Genomic DNA, 16,432 nt, shown 5'->3' on the forward strand with positions numbered 1-16,432 from the left:
ATCGGATGCTCGAATGACGAAATTGAGCCTACGAATGACGAGACCGGACGCTTGAACGGCTTAACCGCCACCTATCGCTTCACTTCCCGCAACACTTCTTATATTTCTTCCCGCTCCCGCACGGACACGGGTCGTTTCGGCCGACGACTTTTTCGGAAACTGCAGGTTGTCTTGCGGCCGCTCCGCCCGACAGTACTTTCAGCGCCCCGTTCCCCCTCAGTTCGTTCGGTGTGTGCCCTCGGTTTTCCCACATTCTTGTGGCGTTCACCATGTCGAAGAACAGGCCGATGAGTTCGTTCGCCTGCTTGTCGTCATCAAACACGATGCCTTCGTCATCCAGCAGCAGGCCCATCGCCTGCGCCGGCGGCGTGTTTGATGCGGCGAGATACTGGGCGTAGTCGACCCAGTTGATGGCACGGGTTTCCTCGCCCCTGAACAGCTTTCGCTCCGCAAATCTTCGGAACTTCTCCAGTTCCGGAGTTTCCTCGTAGTGATCGGCATCTGCGTACTGCATCAGTTGCTCCCTTTCCGGCACGTAATACGGCTTGCCGTTCGCCTGCTTCGAGTAATAATCGTAGTTCCCGGGTTCCAGCAGTTCCTCATGGATGAACCGGTCGCCCTTTACATGGACGAACCCCCGGTCCAGCCATTCTGCGGCGGACGGATCCTTCAGCACCGCTGCAAAATCTGAGTCCGCAAGCGACGTTCCGTTTTGCTCGTTGAAGACTTCCCTTATTTTCGTGACCGGTGCGATTCCCCAAAGATGGGTCAAAGCGAGGATATAGTCGACTTTCTCCTGCATATCCCCGTCCAATTCAGGCCTCGGCATGCCCAGGAGAATCTCTTCTCCCATCTCATACGGCGTATGGCCGTGGTGCGCCCAGCTGCGAACATGGTTGTACATATGGGCAGCATAGCGGATCAGATCCTCAAAGTCGTCGGGATCCATCTTTTCCACGTAACCACCTGTCCTCAGAACAGCAATCAGATTTTGGAATGCATCGCCCTCCGCTTCATTTGCGGCAGACCGGATCCATCCCAGCAGATCCGACACTTCTCCGTCATTAAATCCAAGCCGCGCTCTCACGAAAGTCTCCAAAGCCTTTGCCTGAGCCGTCATTTCCACATAGTTTCCACTCCGATAGCGGAGCAGTTCCTCCGCCTCCGGTACATAATTTGTCTTCCCTTTGCCTGTCTCAAGGTACAGCTCCGGATTGTTTTCCTGCATCACCGCATCTTGAGCAAGGAATTCCGGCTCTGCCCAGACGAACATCCTGCCAAGCTCGTCTTCGGAATCCCCGGACAGTTTCCGCACTTCTTCTGCGGTTATCCGGTCGCCCGTCTGCTCTGTATAGATCTCAGCCACTTTTTCGTAAGGTACCACTCCGTACAAATTTGTTGCCGATACGATATAGTTCATCACCAGTTGCCTGTCCATTCCGGCACACCCCTTCCGTCCATTTCGTGATTCCCCATTATAACTTGAGAGAGCGGGGCTGCATCAACCATTCCCTCCCTGCTCCTTCTGTGAGAAGATAGAAGAAACATATGACGGAGGATGATGATGCCCATGGACAAACTCAAACATTCCCGCGCTTCCGCCATCCTTCTCGGTGTCCTGCTCGGCATGGTGCTCGGTATCGCCCTTAAAAACACGGCCACCGGCATAGCACTCGCCATCATCTTCGCCCTGGTGTTTGTCAGCGGCCATGATGATGACGATGATGACGAATAACGCAAAATTGGCTTCACCCTGAAAAGCGGAACCGGGTTCTCATCCGGTTCCGCTTATTTGTAGGAATGATGGCTTCTGGCAGACCCGTTATGAAACAGGATGATTCCAATCAAGATGCCGCAGAAACCTTCTCAAGTCTTTCGCAATTCTCTTTTCCAGCCGGGAAATATAGGATTGGGAAATACCCAGCTTCTCCGAAAGTTCCTGCTGGGTCAGTTCCTCCCGTCCGCCGATCGCGAATCGGGATTCAACGATAAACCGCTCCCGTTCCTCTAATCTGGACACCGCTTCCGTGACTTGGGCGCGCTCATATTCCCGCTCGAGATCTATGTCCATGTCCTCATCCATTCCCAATACTTCTGACAGAATCCGCCCGTTGCCTTCCAAATCCGGTCCAAGCGGCTGCTCCAGTGAAACTTCTAATCGGGTCTTTCCGGCTTTTCGGAGATGCATCAGGATTTCATTTTTTATGCACCGGGATGCGTAAGTGGACAATTTCACATTCCTTTCCCGATCAAATGTATCGACCGCTTTGATCAGCCCGATTGCTCCGATATTCGTCAGTTCGTCCGCGGGAATATTCGTGTGCCTGAACCTGCATACCACATAGTTCACAAGGTGAAGATTTTCTTCGATGATCCGATTTCTCTCCGGCAAATAAACAATTTGTCCAACACTTCGCACATGGCTTTCTGCTCTGTCGGATGGCGAATCCGTTTCATCAAAATCCATATCCGCCCCTGCCTTCCCTTCCGGCAGCTCTCCTGGTACCCGCTCCATTTCCCGAGAAACCGGCATTTCTTCTCTGTCCATGTGTTTTCCTCCTCTGCGGCACTTATCCGCACCACCGGTACCAATGACTCAATCGATGAGGAAATAAAGAAAAAACAGATATTCAAATGCAGTACTATCGAACCTATCTTACGATTAAGATATCATATTTTTGAACTATTCGGTATATTATTTTGCTATAAAAGTTCTATGAAGGAAGAAGACGGGAAATAGAAATAATCGGCCTTCACCTTACACGTTTCGAAGCTGGTCATGCGAAAAAGCCGCCCGAGGGCGGCTTCTCCTGATTCTCAATTTACAGCGACCATACTTCCAGCCCCAGTTTCCTGAAATCTCCCTTCGGATAAAGTGTCTTCAGGTCGAAGACGACACGTCGGCCGTCCTTCAGCATCGACCGAATTTCCCGGACGAATCCCGATCCGCGGAATTCGTCATGTCCGACTGCTACGACTACGGCATCCAGATTACGCAGAGTGTCCTTGCCTGCAAGCTCAAGCCCATATTCCCTCCTGACCGCGACCGGATCGGCATGCGGGTCATGGATGATGACTTCAAATCCGTAACGCATCAGTTCCCGTGCGATGTCGGCGACTTTCGTGTTTCTGCTGTCCGGACTGTTCTCCTTGAACGTAAAGCCCAAGATACCGACCCGTGTGTCCGGATCGATCCTGCCGTGGACGCGGAGAAATTCTTTGAGAATCTGATCCGCAACGAACTTCGCCATTCCCTCATTGACCGTCCGTCCGGCCGGCACAATCAGCGGTGCAAGGCCGAGCAGTTCCGCCTTGTAGACCAGGTAATGCGGATCGACACCGATGCAATGGCCGCCGACAAGCCCCGGGCTGAAGTGGAGAAAGTTCCACTTCGTCCCGGCAGCCTTCAGCACCTCGGCCGTGTCGATTCCCATCCGATTGAAGATCATCGAAAGCTCGTTCATGAACGCAATGTTCACGTCACGCTGTGCATTTTCAATCACCTTGGCGGCTTCGGCCACCTTGATGGACGGAGCCTCATAAACACCCGCTCTGACAACCGAACGGTACACGTCCCCCACTTTCTTCAATCCTGCCTCATCGGATGCAGAGACGATCTTTACAATAGTTGATAATGTATGGGTCTTGTCACCCGGGTTGATCCGCTCCGGAGAATAGCCGACTTTGAAGTCTGTTCCAAGGGCCAGCCCCGAGGTTTCCTCCAAAATCGGGACGCAGATTTCTAGCGCAGCCCCGCCTGCTTCCCCCGTGACATCGATCCCGTTCCAGTATGCACTGACCTTCTCCTGATTCAAGTCGAAACCGACAACCTCATAGTGTTTCGCCAATTCGAGTGCAAGCGGAAGGCCGACGTAGCCCAGCCCGATCACCGCAATCTTGTTTTCTTCCATTCATCCCCCCTCCTCTCAAAACCGGTCCATCAGGGAATAAACGATGTGACCGAACCACTCGGTGACCTTGTCTTTCATTTTTTCAAATCCCGACGGAACATCCGAGTACAGAACGCTGTCATCATCTGTAATCACGAGGTTCGTGAAGACGGCATCCGTGATCGCCTCTTCTTCGCCTTCCGTGCCGGTTTCAGCCGGTACTCCTGACAGCTGCAACCGGTATCCTTCTTTGAGATTCAAATCCTTTGTTTCAATTTTGAAGTCTTTTGCATCATTGACCCGGACATGCAGCAGATGATCGCGAACTTCGAGCCGGATTCCTGTGCCGTCACTTTTTGCAATCTGATGGTTGGAAATGACTTTTGCATCCTGCCTTGCGACAAGATGCCCGTCTTCCACGAACAGCAGGACCGTCTTTCCAGTGCCGTCCGCGATTCCAAGAGCAGCACGGTTGCCCAATGTAACCTGCACAACAGCATCTTTCTGGAGCGGGTTCTTCAAAATGGCAGTGACTTCTTCTCCCGGTTCAGAAGTGAGGATCGCCTGCTCCCTTTGAAATTCTGCAACACCGCCCCGCATTGTCCACCGCTCCGCCTTCTCCTGATTGCCCGTTTCGAACGAAACCGGGATACCGGCGTCTTCGCGAATCTTCATGAGCAGATGATTCACCTGCCAGTCCGGTCCGACACGGAGCCGGGTGAGATCGGAGACCCTGTCATCCGAACTGTTGAACAAGCTTCCGCTCCGGTTGAAATGAAGCTTGAAATAGGTCCTGATATTCCGGTCGTTCACCTCTTCGACAGCCGGGTGCATATTCTGATAAAGGGTGTCAGGGCGAGGAATTGCATACACATCAGGCAATTCTCCGAACTCCCGGGTATACAACTTTTTCATATCCGCATATTCACCGCTGATGCGTTCCTTCATCTCCTCAGCGTCTTCCTTGGGAATCCCGTTTTCATCCCGCAGGAAATCCATCAGCGGATGATCGGAACGCAAGATGTCCATGTCAGGTGACACTTCCCCTGCATTCAGTTCTCCCATGTAATGCCCTTCTCTATCAAACGCATTGATGTAGGCGAGGCGGTACCCGCTTGTGCCCATCTCCCAGTAGCCGCTCTTCATCATCGTTTTCAGATGATCTGCCTTGAGGTAACTCCGGTCATCCGAGGATAGGTGATCGGCATATGTGAACAATGTCGCTCTGTAATTGAAAGTTTCAAGGGCAGGCTGGGCATAAACCACAGTGTCTCTCTGACCATCCTCGAATGACAGGAACAATGCTTTTTCCGGCAAAGGCGAGCCGGTCCTGTAAAACTCTAAAATCTGTTTTTGCGATACCGTCCCAAATCCGTTTCGTTTCAGTGCTGACAGATGGTCGGCCAGTTCATCTTTAGAGAGTCTGTTCCCATTCCCTTCCCTGGAAGCTCCGGGATAGCTGATCGCGATGAACCCGTCATCATTGACCATCGGTACGGCCGGCTGCTCATACGTCTTCATGAGGAACACTTCCTGAACGAGGACATAACAAAGCAGGGCGATGACGGCTGCCTGGATGACCGAACGGAGTTTTTTCCGCCGGTTCTTCCGGTCGGGATCGAGCACGGCGAACCTGTGCTTCTTACTCATCTCCGTCCCCTGCCTTTCCTTGCCGCGCCCATCGTTTTCCGCGCTTTTTCTTGGCAGCGACATCCTGTGGCGTATTCCTCGTTCCCCACGTTGACTTATAGAACGTCACCCATGCGACCGGCATTTGCCAAAGCAGGATGAACGTGTAGTAGAGGACGAAGATGAACCCATAGGCCCAGAGAGTGCTTTTCCTGAAAAACAGATACGCGAAGCTCATCAGCATCGCCATCAGAGCCAGCCCTACGATGAATGTGGACGGGAAAAAACCTTGGAAGAGCGGGATATAAACGAAGTTGTAGAGCACGACGATCGGGGCTGCAATCGGGACGATGAGCCCGACAAGGAAAAACAGGAACATGAGCGGTTCTTTTTTCCACATGAATGTCAGGGCCCGGAGCGACTCCCGGAGCCATGATCGCTTCCACCGCATCTGCTGGCGGAGGAACATCTTCCCCGTCGACGGAACTATGGTCGAACACACTGCACTGTCTTGGTATCCGGTCCGGTGCGTCCTCAGGATGTAGTTCGTCATGCTCCTATCGTCGCCGAATGTTGCCGGGTGTCCGAGGAAGCGCTGGTTCAGCCATGCATCCGCATACTGGAGCACCAGGTCCTTCCGGTAGCACGACAGCGGTCCCGACAGGCAGGTCACCGCGTCAAAGTATGCTTCCGCTGCTTTCATGATCCGGAAAGCGATGTAGTACCGGACGGTCTGCAATTTCGTCAGGAAATTGGTGAACGGATTGGCCACTTCAGTCCGGCCGGCCACCCCTCCAATATCGGGATCCTGGAATGGCTGGACAAGGTTCCGGATGGCATTCGGCTCAAGGAAGCTGTCTGAGTCGACAAATACGACGAGGTCATGTTTTGCTCGCCTGACGCCGTGGACCAGCGCCTACCGCTTTCCGGAGTTCTTCTTCAGAGAGAAAAAGCGGACCCGCTGCATGGTGCCGAACCGTTCACCATATCGGTGGATTTCGTGAAGTGTCTGACGGATCTCCGCTGCCGTTCCATCCGTCGAGCAGTCATCGACAATGATGAGCTCCAATTTCCCTGCCGGATAGGTTTGGTCGAGGCAACTTGCAATCGTCCGGCCGATCCACTTTTCTTCATTGAATACCGGAATGATGATCGACACCCCCGGCTCATACCCGGGATTCAGCGGGACGTTCCGGTACATGGTGCCGAACAGATACCGGCTTAAGAGGAAGCTTGCCGCGATGAGGCTGTACATGTACAGGAACTGATGGAACCTGAAATAGACCAGGCTCTCGGTGCGCATCAGAACAACGAGTGACACGATCAGCATCATGAGGAACCCGGCTGCCGGGACGGAGAACCGCCAGCGTCGGCGATAGTAGTGATCTTTCAGCCTCCGCTCAAAACGGACGGCGACATAAAGGTCCTCTCCGCCATCCCCTCTCTTCCTGAATGTCCTGACAACCCCGGCTCCGATGCTGATCTTCGATTCAAATCCTTCCGGCATGACCCCGCCGGGTATTGAAAACCTGAACTCCCCTTTTTTCAACTTGTCGAGATCCTCTTCATGATCACGCGGAATCCTCAAGAGCATCCCCGTTTCCGAAATCTCCACACATCTTACATTCATGAACCGGTGCTGATGGTCGTCTATGCTGAATCTGGCCCGGACCGGAAAATCAGCCTCATAGCGCATCCCGCTGTCCTTCCATTCCTGGACAGCATTCGGGTGGAGCTCTGCCGGCAATTCCTCTCCTAGAGGGAACCCACGCCGGTCAATAGCGATCCTGTTCCCTGGCGGTTCCGGGACATTGGGCAGGAGGCGCCTGTCCTCCTTCGGGCGGGCCAGTATTTCTTGGCCGGTAGCCATTTTTATCTCCCCACATTTCTTTTTGGTCCCTTAGAGCCCGGTCTCGGAGATCAGCTCTCCAACTGTCTTGAATTCGTAACCCTTTTTCTTCAAATCATCCAGAATCTTAGGAAGCACCGAAATGGTGTGTGACTCATCCTGGATATGCATCGTGATGATACTGCCCGGCTTCACATGGTCAACGACCCGGTGGTAGACTTCCTGTTCCTCGAGGTTCATGTTCCAGTCAAAGGACGAGACATCATACAGGAGGATATACTCCACGCCGGTCGCGGTGATTTTCGGGCTGCCTCATTATCGAGCTTTCCTTGCGCCGGCCTCATATAGTTGGACGGTGTCTCCCGGATCGCTTCCGCAATCACTTCGTCCGCCCGGATCAGGTCTTCCTGCAGTTTCCGGAGCGGCATCTCCGTTACCAGCTGGTGCGAATAGGTATGGCTCGCGATCTCATGCCCTTCCTCCATGATCAGCCTGGCGAGCTGGGGATTCGTCTCCACGCCCCTGCCAATCAGGAAAAACGTCGACCTGATATCGTATTCCTCCAGGATTTCAAGCACCCTGGAGATCGTCCGGTCGCCCGCCCAGTCATCGAATGTCAGCGCCACGACTTTTTTCTCGACAGGGAAGCTCCGGATCACCTTGGGTTTTGCTCCATCGTAGTTTTCGTTAAATGCGAGCCCGTTTGATTTGTAGTAGTCTTCTCCATATGAAGTTTCCGCCAGTTCCCCCAGGGGGGTCAGACCGTAGCCCTCCTCCCCGGCCATCCGGGCAATCATCGGTATGGCATCCACCACCGCAGGATTGGTCGTTGCATTCAGTTGGATGATCGCGCCCCTCACCATAAACCTGTCGATATAACTGGTGATCTCCACCGCTGTTTTCATCTTACTGTCCGGCCTGATCGTGTTTGTCACCAATTCTAAGCCTGCCTCAGCAGCCGCCTGTTCGAAGGCTTCCGAGGTATCTCCGTTGCGCGTCCGCACATATTTCGGTGTGATGCCAAGCCGATCGCTGTAAACCTGATTGGCCAGCTCCACTTCCCGGTAGGCCTCTTCATAGTCAAGCCCCTCGGGCACCACACTGCTCAGCGTGCCGTTTTCAACTTCGTGGCCCTGTTCAAGGATTTCCCTGGCCAAATCAGGCTCTTCCGCCACCCTCAATGCCGGAATGAAAAAGGTCGCCTTCAACCCTTCTGAGTCCAGCGCATCAAGCAGCCGCTCCGTTGACTCCCTATCCGCCAGTCCGTTGAAGGTTAGCGCCATCGACTTTTCCGTCGTCAGGATGAGGCGGAGCGGAGGCGTTGTCTGGATGCTCGGCTCAGGGACCACAACCGCCGGCGGCAACTTCTCGTCTTCAGGATCCTTCTCTTCTGCCGGTTTTGACTGACAGCCTGCGAACAGCAAGACTGCCACGAGGCCGATGACAGTACCCATTCTCCATCTCACGTTTGCCTCACCTCCCATGTTTTTGATAATTTGAATGGCGGATTTTCCACTGACTGTATGCTTATAATCCTGACTCCGAAATCATTTCACCGACCGTCCTGAACTCATATCCCTGGGCAATCAGCCAATCCAAAATTTCCGGCAAGACCCTGACGGTATGGGCATTGTCCAGAATGTGCATCGTGATGATGCTTCCCGGTTGAACGCCGTCCATCACCCGTTCGCATACTTCCTGGTCTGTCAATGCCGGATTCCAGTCATCTGACGAGACGCCGACCTGGATGATATAATCCACTCCGGCTGCAGTGACCTTCTGTGCCGTTTCATGATCCAGCTTCCCCCGCGGCGGTCTGACATAGTTGGCCGGGGCCTGGCCGATTGCCTCGGTCAGCACCTCATCCGTCCTGATCACCTGCTCCTGAATCTCCCGGATCGACAGCCCGGGTAGCTCAGGATGGGTATACGAATGATTGGCGATTTCATGGCCGTTTTCCAAAATGATCCGAGCCAGCTGCGGATTTCGTTCGACGCCTTCCCCGATCAGAAAGAAAGTGGAATGGACCCCATACTCCCTCAGAATGGAAAGCACCTCACTGACCGTCTCATCGCTTGCCCAGTCATCAAAGGTAAGAGCAATCGTCTTGCCTTCAGCCGGAAACCTCTCGATGATCTTCGGATCTGCTTCCTGATAGTCTTCGTTGAATTCCAGATGATTGAATTCCGCAGTAGCGGGTTCATCGTGCACGACCTCTGGTTCTGCTTGTTCAGGGCTTTGCCGGCATCCTGTTGCCAGCAAAGCCATAGAGATGATCAACACCCAAGTGATTTTTCGTATACCCACACTCCCTTTCTCGTTCGGATGCAGAAGCACCGCTGACCCTATTTATATTCAGGACCATCTTCCCAGGCATGGACCAACGCATAGAACGGGACTGGTTCCTTCGCGGAGTAACCCCTCCTGAATGGACAAGCGCCCACAAAAAAAATAAGGCTCGGCGGCAGCCTCCGGAATTGTGGTCAAGTGCGTCATCGTCTTTAGCATCCTGATTTCTCCGGCAAAATAAAAACCGGCCATGGGGGCCGGTTTCCTTCTTTCTTATTCTTCATTAAATGTTTCTTTCATGATCTCGTATGACTGCTTGAGCCGTTCCTCTGATTCCGGGAGATCCCAGTCATCCCATGAGTATCCTTGGAGTGCTCCGATTTCTTCTTGATCAGCCTCCGGCAGCGAATCGATCACTTCTCCCTCTTCTCCGACCATCAACACACCCAAACCAATTTGATTGATAAAGGCACTGGCTGATTCCCCTTCTTCGGCGAGATTTCCCATGAACTCTTTCTTGCTCGGGTCCTTCGACTGAAGCAGCAGCCAGGGAAGACGCAGTTCGATTACGCCGTTCCCTTCGTAATAATCAGCCAGAGAATCATAATCATGGGACTCCGGATTACCGTTGCCTTCACGCAACTTCCCTGTCTCATAAGCCGTAAAAGGAATGGTCCGGCCTTCGTTTGCAACCTGATATTCCTTGTTGAGAACGTATTCGACCGGAATGAACCGGCCACTGTCATTCACCCGCTCGACATCCGGGATCATGCCGAGTTTTTTCCCATATAGATAGTGATGGAAATCATAGTAAGGATCGATCAGGAGCCTTGATTCTTCGCCATTCAGATTTGCGATAAACTCCAGACCGTCTGCAAATTCCACACCCTTTATTCCTTCAATTGACGTGTTCCCCTGATCGGGAACCGTATCCAAAAGGACGATCGGGTGCCCTTCGTCCCCGGGTTCCATATCAAGCCTCAGGTATAAATACCGCTCGTCATGATCGGCGTATAAAGCACGAATCGGTCCGTCCTCTTTCTTATACAACGGGTCCCGGCTCCAGTCCGATGCCTCCCCATCAATCTTCACCTTCAAACGGTCGAAGCTCAGGAGCCCGAACTGCTGCTCATTCGTCTGGGCATTCGACCAGAATGGCCGCCTGTCGGGATTGTCGTAATCCAGCGTGTTCCAAGTCCTCTTGAACCATTCGTCCTGCCATGTAAATACGAGAGCGCCCAGCATCCCCTCATGCAGGATGTCTTCATACAGTCGCTTCAGTATCTCGCCCTGCTCCTGTTCTGACATGAAGCCCTGATTCCAGCCGCTCGGGTTCTCATGAGCCTTTCCGCGGGAAGCGGGAATTCCGAACTCCGCAATCAGGACAGGCATCCGGTGAGCCTCATGCAGTTCTTTCAGGTAAGCGGCATAGTTGTTCTGCTCACCGCGATGGTCACGGAACTCCAGATAGCGGCGCTCGTAGTTCAGGAAGTCCGGGTAGTATGGATAGACATGATAAGATGCGAACATTCCGGCCCTTTCCATTTCACCCTTCGCAATAATCAGGTTCGGATCGACCGGGACAAGGTCCTCCTGCTCGGCGGATTCGGCCGGGTGATCCAGAAGATCGGTCGTCGGCCAGTTTGAAAAACTCATCGCACGGAGTGCCCCGTATTCCTCATATTCGTAGGCAGTCAGCCACTCCATCTGCTCCGCGATCCAATATTCAAACGGCCGGGCCCCTTCTGTCCGATAATACTTCCCGTCAAATTCACCGATTCCGTCATGTTTCTCGTTCGTCCCCTGAACCATGTACGGATACCATTCAATCCCGATCATCCATGCACTGACCCACTGTGAAATGTCAGCATCATAAAAACCCGATGCATGGCCCGGCCGCTTCGGAAAATCCGCATTCCCATGAACGACATCCACGGCCCGATGCATCTCTTCACGGAAATCCTTCAGATTTTCCTCTTCGAAAGCATCCAGAGACTCTTCCAGTTTCTCCTCGTTGATCCATACACCATGCATGACATAAATCGGCTCGTCATGCGATTCATTATAGGCTTTCAGTGCACGGTAAAAGCCCGGCGGGTGAAGCGTGTAAATACGGATGGTATTGGCGTTCATCTCTCCGATCATCTCGAACCAGCGTGCATATTCTTCCTCTGTGATGGCAGCCTCGCCCGGGAAGTGGCCGGGCTTGCCCATGCCGATATTCACACCCTTGACCGTGAGCGGTTTCCACTTCCCGTCTTTGAATACTTCCAGACGGTCGCCGGAAATTCTCGAATACACCCCGTCGTCCCCTTCCGCTTTCGCATCCTGCACATCTTCCGTCCCCTCTTTTCCGAATCCGTCCAGCAACGCCCCGATGATCGGTATATAAGCTGACCAATAAAACGATTGATCGGAGAAGCTATTCAGCACACGATACACTTGAGGAAGCCCCTGAATCTGATAGAAAACCGGCACCGACGGTACATCATTGTAATCTCCGGCAAAATAAATGCTTTCGGCAGCTCCCGACCTTTTCGAGACGATGGCCGCGAACTCGGTTGGAATTCCATTCTCCCGTAGCAGGCCCTGACCTTCATCAGTCAGCCCCCAGTCATATCCGGCCAGCATCTGACCACCGTCGGCAGGCGTCACAATATCGAACCAATAGTCATACCGTGGACTTTTATCGATGCCAAACCGTTCCTTTCCCTCTTCCGTGAAAGAAAGCCGGATGCCTTCTCCAGTGAGGTGCAAGTCGCGCTCCAGGACAACCGACTCTCCGGTCAGATCATTGACCAGCAGGAAGCCCGGACCCTCGTACTTCCAATCTTCTCCAAACTGTTTCACCAGCCATGCCGGAATCTCATCATTTTTCCTGAAATCCAATTCATCAAAAAAACGTCCGGTCCATCCATCCCAGTCAACACCCAGACTTGACATGATCCGGTCCCGCACATCTTTTCGGGTCGGCGAGGCAAACGTGTTGTATTCGGCGATCAGAAGCAGCGGATCATCGGACTGCATCCGCTGTTCCACTGCATCCCATTCCTCACCGGTAAGACCGCCGTCAATCTTCTCTGACCGGGCACCTGTCCTTCCTGCCCCCTCCCGCGGAAGATCTTCCTTGTAGACGCCATATGTATCCGCTATGTACAGGACATCCGTATCCCTGTAATCCGTTGCGGAAGGGCGGATTTCATCAGTCTGCCTCTCCTCATCCGGAACAAAGCCCTCGTAGTCCAGGTCTGCTTGATATGCCTTGCCGTCCGGCCGGACAATCTTCATATGGTTCATCGCCCACATCAGCCCCAGATGTTCCCGATAGGAAGCATCGGGAACCGTCTTGTCGATCACGGTGACCGAAATCGGCCGGCTGTCCTTTGCAAACCAGAGGATGACCGGCAGAATCAGGACAATCAGTGCCAGAGCGACAATCAGATAAAACTTCTTCATTCAGACATCCCCTTTGTTGCGCCGACACGCTCCATGTCCCCCCAGGAACGGATGCGGAACATGGATCGGACAAGCCCTTCGACTCGCCAAAACAGGGTCAGCGGCTTGTACCAGACAACTTCCGTGAGTGACAATGCCATCATGCGCAGCACATCCCGTTGTTTCGGAAAAGCATTCAAACTCCAGGACTCCAGCAGCACGGAGCCGATCGAGAAGACGGTGCCATACAGGATGAACAGCAGCATGAGCAGCACTGCATATTCGTAATAAATGCCGCCCATGAAGAATGCGGCAATCACATACAGATAGCCGCCCAACTCAATCAGCGGCCCGAGACATTCAACCAGCCAGAAATAAGGGATAGACAGCATTCCGACACTGCCATACTTCGGATTCAGCGTCATCCCCCTGTGCCGCCAGAGGCTCTCAAGCAGCCCCTGATGCCATCGCCTCCTCTGTCTTCGCAGAACAGCGAGTGACTGCGGTGCTTCCGTCCAGCAGACCGGATCGGGCACAAATTCCACCCTTGCATCCATGTTCTTGTCCTTGATGAGCCGCTGGATTTTCACGATCATTTCCATGTCTTCGCCAATCGTCTCCGTATTATAGCCGCCGGCTTCAAAGGCGTATTTCTTTGAAAACACGCTGAAAGCACCCGAAATGATGAGCACCATGTTCAGCCTGCTCAAGGCAATCCGCCCCATGAGAAAGGCCCTCAAGTATTCGACAACCTGCATCACGACGAGCGGGCGTCCCGACAGCCGGATGTCTGAAACGACGCCATGGTCAACGGCCATCCCATTGACAATCCTGACATTCCCGCCCGCGGCAACGACTTTGCCGTCCGAAGTCATAATCGGCTTCATGACCCGAAGAAGAGAATTCCCATCCAGGATCGAGTCACCGTCAATCGTACAGAAATACGGATAACGCGCAAAATTGATCCCTACATTGAGCGCGTCTCCTTTCCCTCCGTTTTCCTTTTTGATCAGCCAGAGATTCGGATGAACCTGGGAACGGTATACGGCCCGTACCTGCCTGGTATCCAAACGGGATTCGGTAGGCTTTTCAGCCCGCACCATGTCAAATTGGCGAATGACCACCTCCGCAGTCCTGTCTGTCGAACCGTCATCGATCACGAGCAACTCAGTTTGGGGATAATTCAGGTTGAGGAGCGAGTGAATGCTTCCGACCACACCGGCCTCCTCGTTATAGGCCGGCACCAGAACCGTGACCGGCTTGGAATAAAAGGCATCGATAAATTGGTCATCGAGCTCACGGCGGTCAAGGCGGCGCTGGCGCTTCAGGTCGAGGAAAGCGAACAGGAACATTCCGCTGTAAGCCAGGATCACAATGGTCATGTATGTAAAAATGACCACTCCAAAAAACTTCATTACCCATTCCATTACATTTTCCATCCTGTTCGCTTCCTTTCACAGGCTGATCGTTTATTTTTATCAGTTTGTATTACTTAACGCAGGACCGCCATTTTCCCTTCGGGGGAACGTTGCCTCACTGACAATGCGCGGATTTCTTCCCGGACCAGCCAGGATGGATCATCGCGCATGCGGGAGGCATAACGGGCGGCCTCATCCGCAGGAACTCTCCGGAGCATCCGGGCCCCGAGGAACCGCTCCTCCCAGACCGGCGAATCAAATGCACGCTCAAGAATCCGGTCCGGTGTCCGGATGCCGAATGCATCGATTGCCCGGAGTACACGAATTCTGATCTCCGGATCAGAACTGTCCAATAGCTCTTCCAGGAACCGCAATCTCATAAGATCCTGTCGCATTCCGAGCACTTCAATCAATCCGTACTGCAGAACGGGAGCAAGTTTGCCGAACATCGCGACAGTCTCGTTAAATACATGTTCCGGCATGAGGAAAAACAATTGGCGTGCCTCATACTCGGACAGATCACCAAGACGTGTTGCATTCCTTTCCATAAAGCCGTCCGGACGGAATTGCAGGTCGATCAGATGCAGTTGAAACCGCTCATCGGCAGTGAGTTTTTTGCGTTCGAGTCTGCGCACATCGCCGATGAGGCTTTCCATGCCGAAGTCTTCGATCCGGTAGAGGGCGTTCATCCGTTCGCTCCAGTTCCGGCTCTTCAGCTTCTTCCGGTAAAACGGTGCCAGATGAACATCGGCAAATTCCTGGATCCTCTCCTTGATTTTGTCTCCCGAGACGTTGGTCAGGTAAGCACGGAAGATCTCTTCAACAGCGGCAAGTTCCGCTTCATCACTCGGCACCAGTTCTTGCGATGCAGTTTCAATGCCCCGAAGAACCTGATACCACCTTTTACTATTACGTAACAGATAGGAATCCGCCTTTTTCATTTTTCTTTCTTGTGAATCACGGGCGGCGAATAGATAGACGGTCATCACAGCCAAAACCAGGAACAGCAGCATCACCCCGAAAAACACAGCGGTCACCGGTACGCCGATCATGACCATAACCTCGTGAGCAGCCGTTTGACCTGAGCCTCAAACAGCCTGAGGTTGAACGGTTTGATCAGATAACCATCAGCGCCGCTCTCATAGGCATAGGTCATGTCCTCTTCCGAATTCCTGCGTGTCATCATCAGAATCGTGAATTTCCCGTCGTTCGGAAGGGAACGGAGTGTATGCAACACATCCAGTCCGTTCTGTCTCGGCAGCAGATCATTCATGACAACCAGATGGGAATGGGCTGACGCCGTCCATCCCGATTGAAGAAATGACCGTCCGTCACCAAATGTTTTCACTTCAAGCCGTACTGCAGGCGTGTCCAGTTGTCCAAGCGCCATGCCAAGCACATCACGAAACAGCGGATCCGGATCAAGGACACTCACCTTAACCTCCTCCTCCGGACGTTGACTCACAGGGGCCATGAACGTTATAGCTCCCTCTTCACGATCGATTGCCGATTGCATGTCTTCGATTGAAGCCCGAAGTTCCGTATCCGGATGAAAGATTTCGAGAACAGCCGCTTTGATTTCTCCCGTTTCCCGGAACAGACGGTTCAGGAAACTTCTTGCTTCATCCGCTCCGCTCATAGGCAACAGCACGCCCCGCTCGTCCTGGCGGTCCGTTTCAAAAAGCACATCGGTCGAACGGACCAGGCTTTGGAGACGGAAAGCCGTTTCTGAAGCTGTTTCACTCTCTGCACGGATCAGGACCATCACCATGACACGTCGTCCCCGCAGGGCATTTGCTTTCAGCAGGTCAAAAACATATTGTATGTATGGCTCTTTCAGAACTGCCTGTGTCCCCGCTTTATTCGGTACCATCCGCTTCCCTCCCTTTCTCTATTACTCCACTACCCCGCCGGACAGGAAA

General features: G+C 53.1%; 12 protein-coding genes and 1 pseudogene. 1 reads left to right on the plus strand and 12 read right to left on the minus strand.

All coding sequences use genetic code 11. From position 1 onward, the window contains the following. Positions 1 to 79: 79 nt before the first annotated feature. Positions 80 to 1,438 (minus strand): YecA family protein, encoded by a 1,359-nt coding sequence (locus DZC51_RS16375; RefSeq protein WP_304504511.1) that lies wholly within the window; start codon positions 1,436 to 1,438, stop codon positions 80 to 82. Positions 1,439 to 1,570: 132 nt separating this feature from the next. Here DZC51_RS16375 and DZC51_RS05735 point away from each other — a divergent pair, with 132 nt between their 5' ends. Next, complete coding sequence (locus DZC51_RS05735) at positions 1,571 to 1,735, plus strand: hypothetical protein (RefSeq protein WP_157294421.1); 165 nt, start codon at positions 1,571 to 1,573, stop codon at positions 1,733 to 1,735. Positions 1,736 to 1,822: 87 nt separating this feature from the next. Here the strand turns inward: DZC51_RS05735 and DZC51_RS05740 are convergent, their stop codons facing one another. From DZC51_RS05740 to DZC51_RS05790, 11 genes and pseudogenes are all read right to left on the minus strand, one after another. Then, a complete protein-coding gene (locus tag DZC51_RS05740; protein WP_157294422.1) occupies positions 1,823 to 2,548 on the minus strand; it encodes a sigma-70 family RNA polymerase sigma factor in 726 nt (241 codons plus the stop codon). 274 nt (positions 2,549 to 2,822) lie between these two features. Beyond that, positions 2,823 to 3,911 (minus strand): nucleotide sugar dehydrogenase, encoded by a 1,089-nt coding sequence (locus tag DZC51_RS05745; RefSeq protein ID WP_157294423.1) that lies wholly within the window; start codon positions 3,909 to 3,911, stop codon positions 2,823 to 2,825. A gap of 15 nt (positions 3,912 to 3,926) precedes the next feature. After that, a complete protein-coding gene (locus tag DZC51_RS05750) occupies positions 3,927 to 5,540 on the minus strand; it encodes a polysaccharide deacetylase family protein (protein WP_157294424.1) in 1,614 nt (537 codons plus the stop codon). Then, a pseudogene (locus tag DZC51_RS05755) lies at positions 5,533 to 7,389 on the minus strand (glycosyltransferase family 2 protein). Before DZC51_RS05755 ends, DZC51_RS05750 begins: the two are co-directional and overlap by 8 nt. Positions 7,390 to 7,419: 30 nt before the next feature. Beyond that, positions 7,420 to 7,608, minus strand: a complete 189-nt coding sequence (locus DZC51_RS05760) for a polysaccharide deacetylase family protein (protein WP_157294425.1) — start codon at positions 7,606 to 7,608, stop codon at positions 7,420 to 7,422. Further along, positions 7,605 to 8,834: a polysaccharide deacetylase family protein gene (locus DZC51_RS05765; protein WP_157294426.1), complete on the minus strand. Its 1,230-nt coding sequence runs from the start codon at positions 8,832 to 8,834 to the stop codon at positions 7,605 to 7,607. The genes DZC51_RS05760 and DZC51_RS05765 overlap by 4 nt, the downstream gene beginning before the upstream one ends. A 61-nt stretch (positions 8,835 to 8,895) precedes the next feature. Continuing rightward, positions 8,896 to 9,675, minus strand: a complete 780-nt coding sequence (locus DZC51_RS05770; RefSeq protein WP_157294427.1) for a polysaccharide deacetylase family protein — start codon at positions 9,673 to 9,675, stop codon at positions 8,896 to 8,898. Between the two features lie 255 nt (positions 9,676 to 9,930). Then, entirely contained in the window at positions 9,931 to 13,113 is a 3,183-nt protein-coding gene (locus DZC51_RS05775) for a hypothetical protein (RefSeq protein WP_157294428.1), read from the minus strand. Next, the gene (locus DZC51_RS05780; RefSeq protein ID WP_198304071.1) at positions 13,110 to 14,531 is read right to left on the minus strand and encodes a glycosyltransferase family 2 protein; all 1,422 of its coding nucleotides are present in this window, start codon (positions 14,529 to 14,531) and stop codon (positions 13,110 to 13,112) included. The genes DZC51_RS05775 and DZC51_RS05780 overlap by 4 nt, the downstream gene beginning before the upstream one ends. A 53-nt stretch (positions 14,532 to 14,584) precedes the next feature. Beyond that, entirely contained in the window at positions 14,585 to 15,562 is a 978-nt protein-coding gene (locus DZC51_RS05785) for a HEAT repeat domain-containing protein (RefSeq protein ID WP_157294429.1), read from the minus strand. Further along, complete coding sequence (locus DZC51_RS05790; RefSeq protein ID WP_157294430.1) at positions 15,559 to 16,383, minus strand: response regulator transcription factor; 825 nt, start codon at positions 16,381 to 16,383, stop codon at positions 15,559 to 15,561. The genes DZC51_RS05785 and DZC51_RS05790 overlap by 4 nt, the downstream gene beginning before the upstream one ends. Between the last annotated feature and the right edge of the window lie 49 nt (positions 16,384 to 16,432).

It is taken from the genome of Bhargavaea sp. CC-171006, from assembly GCF_009761675.1.
GTDB lineage: Bacteria > Bacillota > Bacilli > Bacillales_A > Planococcaceae > Bhargavaea > Bhargavaea changchunensis.

Bases quoted from the DNA above. Each gene is read 5' to 3' on its own strand.
- DZC51_RS05745 (WP_157294423.1), bottom strand. From the start codon at position 3,911: ATGGAAGAAAACAAGATTGCGGTGATCGGGCTGGGCTACGTCGGCCTT.
- DZC51_RS05735 (WP_157294421.1), top strand. From the start codon at position 1,571: ATGGACAAACTCAAACATTCCCGCGCTTCCGCCATCCTTCTCGGTGTC.
- DZC51_RS05785 (WP_157294429.1), bottom strand. From the start codon at position 15,562: ATGATCGGCGTACCGGTGACCGCTGTGTTTTTCGGGGTGATGCTGCTG.
- DZC51_RS16375 (WP_304504511.1), bottom strand. From the start codon at position 1,438: ATGGACAGGCAACTGGTGATGAACTATATCGTATCGGCAACAAATTTG.
- DZC51_RS05760 (WP_157294425.1), bottom strand. From the start codon at position 7,608: ATGAACCTCGAGGAACAGGAAGTCTACCACCGGGTCGTTGACCATGTG.
- DZC51_RS05790 (WP_157294430.1), bottom strand. From the start codon at position 16,383: ATGGTACCGAATAAAGCGGGGACACAGGCAGTTCTGAAAGAGCCATAC.
- DZC51_RS05775 (WP_157294428.1), bottom strand. From the start codon at position 13,113: ATGAAGAAGTTTTATCTGATTGTCGCTCTGGCACTGATTGTCCTGATT.
- DZC51_RS05780 (WP_198304071.1), bottom strand. From the start codon at position 14,531: ATGGAAAATGTAATGGAATGGGTAATGAAGTTTTTTGGAGTGGTCATT.
- DZC51_RS05740 (WP_157294422.1), bottom strand. From the start codon at position 2,548: ATGGACAGAGAAGAAATGCCGGTTTCTCGGGAAATGGAGCGGGTACCA.
- DZC51_RS05750 (WP_157294424.1), bottom strand. From the start codon at position 5,540: ATGAGTAAGAAGCACAGGTTCGCCGTGCTCGATCCCGACCGGAAGAAC.